The organism is Aeromicrobium sp. Leaf272, from assembly GCF_001422865.1.
Lineage (GTDB): Bacteria > Actinomycetota > Actinomycetes > Propionibacteriales > Nocardioidaceae > Aeromicrobium.
The window spans coordinates 373,910-377,248 of record NZ_LMMY01000011.1 but is presented as its reverse complement, the minus strand read 5'-3'; the positions used below and the strand labels follow the sequence as shown (position 1 = coordinate 377,248).

General features: G+C 69.7%; 3 protein-coding genes. All 3 read left to right on the top strand.

The features are described 5' to 3' along the window. The coding region (locus ASF38_RS08900) for a sugar ABC transporter substrate-binding protein (protein WP_162237331.1) at positions 1-865 on the top strand (865 nt) is incomplete at its 5' end. 5 nt (positions 866-870) lie between these two features. Further along, positions 871-2,415, top strand: a complete 1,545-nt coding sequence (locus ASF38_RS08895; RefSeq protein WP_056575228.1) for a sugar ABC transporter ATP-binding protein — start codon at positions 871-873, stop codon at positions 2,413-2,415. A gap of 2 nt (positions 2,416-2,417) precedes the next feature. Next, positions 2,418-3,339 (top strand): ABC transporter permease (locus ASF38_RS08890; RefSeq protein WP_162237330.1); only part of this gene is annotated, 922 nt, incomplete at its 3' end.

Sequence of the window (3,339 nt, the reverse complement as noted above, 5' to 3'; positions counted from 1 at the left end):
CCCCTACTGGGTCTCGGTGAAGGCGGGAGCCGACTACGCCAACAAGGTCCTCGGCGAGAAGGGGGGCTCGGTCAAGTACATCGTCGCCGGCGAGAACATCGACGTGCAGACGGTCTCGAGCGCCATCCGGGGCGCCGACGCCCAGGGCTACCAGGGCATCGGCTTCTTCATCGCCGGCGAGGGCAACTGCGCCGACGTCGAGTCGCTGTCGGCCAAGGACGTCAAGCTCGGCGCCTACAACACGCTCTTCGACTGCGTGGAGAGCTCCGGCGGCGTCATCAACTACGCCCAGGAGCAGTTCAAGGCCGGGCAGCTCGCTGCAGAGGAGATGATCAAGGCCACCGGCGACAAGGCCGGCAAGGTCGGCATCATCGTCAGCCAGTTCACCGCCCCCGGCTCCGAGCAGCGCCGCAAGGGCTTCGTCGAGGGCCTCAAGGGCTCCAAGCTCGAGGTCGTCGGTCAGGGTGTCGAGGCCAAGGACTCCGCGTCCAACACCTTCACCGCGGCGCAGAACTACCTGCAGTCCAACGACGACCTCGTGGGCATCTACGCGACCGCAGGCGGTCCGTTCGGTGCCGCCCAGGCCGTGGCGGCCGCGAAGAAGCAGGACGCCGTCAAGGTCATCGGCTACGACATCACCGAGGAGAACATCAAGGCCATCAAGGACGGCTCGATGTACGGGGTCATCGGCCAGGACGCCTTCGGGCAGGGCTACAACGTGGCGATCGCACTCTTCAACGCGGCCGTCACGGGCGACAAGGCCGACCCGGTGATGCAGGAGGCGGACGCCCCGTTCGTCACCAAGGACAACCTCGCCGAGCACGACCCGTCCGAGGTCCCGCTGGGAACGCCCGGAGCGTCCTGATCCACATGACCAGCTCCCAGGCGGACGACGCCGTGCCGGCGACCCTCGCGGTCGCCGGCATGGCGAAGTCCTTCGGACCCGTCAAGGCACTGCGTGACGTGTCCCTCTCCTTCCCCGCCGGCGCCGTCACGGGCCTGCTCGGGGAGAACGGCGCAGGCAAGTCCACCCTGATCCGGCTGTGCTCGGGAGAGATGCAGCCGGACCAGGGGGTCCTGACCCTCGAGGGCCGGGACGTCACCTTCGCCTCCCCGCTCGAGGCGGTCTCCGCCGGCGTCGTGGTCGTGCACCAGGAGCCGTTGCTGGTGGGTGAGCTCACCATCGCGGACAACCTGTTCCTCTACGACCTCGGCGAGCGACCCGCCTACGCCGCCGCGCGACGGGGTGACAACGTGCGGCGTGCTCGCGAGCTGCTCGATCGTCTCGAGATGGCGGACTACCTGCCAGATCCCGCGACCTTGTGCCGGGACCTCTCGGCCGCCTCCCGACAGATGGTCGACATCGTCCGGGCTCTGTCCCGCGACCCCAAGGTCCTGTTCCTCGACGAGCCGAACTCGAGCCTGACGCACGAGGAGTCCGACCGGCTCTTCCGCGTCGTCGAGCGGCTGCGCGACGAGGGCGTCGCCGTCGTCCTGGTCAGCCACCGTCTGGCCGAGGTCTTCTCCATCGTCGACCACGTGATCGTCCTGCGCGACGGCGCGTTCGTCGCCGCCGGAGACCCCCGCGAGATCGACCAGCAGCGTGCCGTGACCCTGATGGCGGGTGACCGCAAGCGAGCCGTCGTCGAGTCGGTGGTCGCCGACCGGGACCTCTCGTCGGAGGACGCCGAGGTGGCGCTGGAGGTCGTAGGGCTGTCCGGCGAGGGCTTCGAGGACGTCGACTTCGCCATCCACCGCGGCGAGATCGTCGGGATGGCCGGCCTCGTCGGTGCGGGCCGCACCGAGATCGCCGAGGCGGTCATCGGCCTGCGTCGGGTCCGCCGCGGCAGCATCCGGGTGGGGTCGCGTCCTGTCCGCGTCTCCGGACCGGGCAAGGCCCAGCGTCTCGGCGTCGCCTACGTGGCGGAGGAGCGGCGCACCGAGGTGTTCCACGCCCAGACCGTCGGCTACAACCTGACGGTCCGCATCCTCGACCGCCTCGGCCGGTTCGGCTGGGTGTCGGGCCGTCGGACCAACCGCGTGGCGCGTGAGCTCACCGAGCGGTACGGCGTGAAGGCCGCCTCCACCGAGGCGCCCATCACCTCACTCTCGGGAGGCAACCAGCAGAAGGTGCTGTTGGCCCGGGCGCTCGCCGCCAAGCCGAAGGTCCTGATCCTCGACGAGCCGACCAGGGGCGTCGACGTCGGGACGAAGGCCGAGATCTACGCCACGCTGCGCGACCTCGCCCACACAGAGGGCCTGGCCGTGTGGTTCATCTCCTCCGAGCTGGAGGAGGTCGTCGAGCTGGCCGACCGCGTGGTGGTCGTGCGGCAGGGCCGCGTCACGCGCGACGCCCCGAACGACGCAGGACCCAACCCCATCGTCGCCGCCGCCATGGGCGCAACCGAAGGATGAACATGAGCAGCACCACCTCACCCCGCTCCTCGCAGCGCTCGCTGGGCGACCTCGTCCTGCCGCTGCTCAAGCGCCAGGAGACCGGCCTGCTCGGCGTCATCCTGGTGCTCGGCTTCGTCGTCTCGCTCGCCAACGACGACTTCCTGCAGCGGCAGAACATCTACAACCTGCTGCAGACGACCGTCGTGGTCGGCATCATCGCGATCGGGCAGACCTACGTGCTCATCGCCAAGGAGATCGACCTCTCCGTCGGCTCGGTGCTGGCCCTCGCCGCGGTGACCGCGGGTGCCGTGTACGGCAGCGGAGCCAACCCGTACGTCGCGATGGTCGTCGGCATCGGCGTGGGCTCGCTGTGCGGCCTGGCCATCGGGACGGTGGTCGTGATCGGGCGGGTCAGCTCGTTCATCGTGACGCTCGGCATGCTCTCGATCGCCCGCGGCCTCACCCAGCTCATCACCGACGGGCTGCCCCAGACGATGCCGACCGAGCTCTCGTGGATCGGGCAGGGCCGCGTCCTGGGCGGCATCCCGAACAGCGTGCTGATCTTCGTGGTTCTCGTCATCGTGGGACAGCTCCTGCTGACCCGCTCCATCTTCGGCCTGCGGGTCACGGCCATCGGCGACAACGCCGATGCTGCGCGGACCGGCGGCATCCCGGTGGCCCGCACCCGCATCCTGACCTTCGTCCTCATCGGGACGCTCGCAGGCGCAGCGGGCATCGTGTTCTCGACCCAGGTGGGCGTGGCGGAGGCGCAGGCGGGCATGGGCTACGAGCTCGACGTCATCGCCGCGGCCGTGATCGGCGGTGCCAGCCTGTCGGGCGGCCGCGGATCGATCGTCGGAGCGTTCCTCGGCGCCTGCCTGCTGGGTCTGCTGCGCAACGCCTTCATCCTGCTGGCCCTCTCCCCGTTCCTGCAGCAGCTGA

Bases quoted from the DNA above. Each gene is read 5' to 3' on its own strand.
- ASF38_RS08895 (WP_056575228.1), top strand. From the start codon at position 871: ATGACCAGCTCCCAGGCGGACGACGCCGTGCCGGCGACCCTCGCGGTC.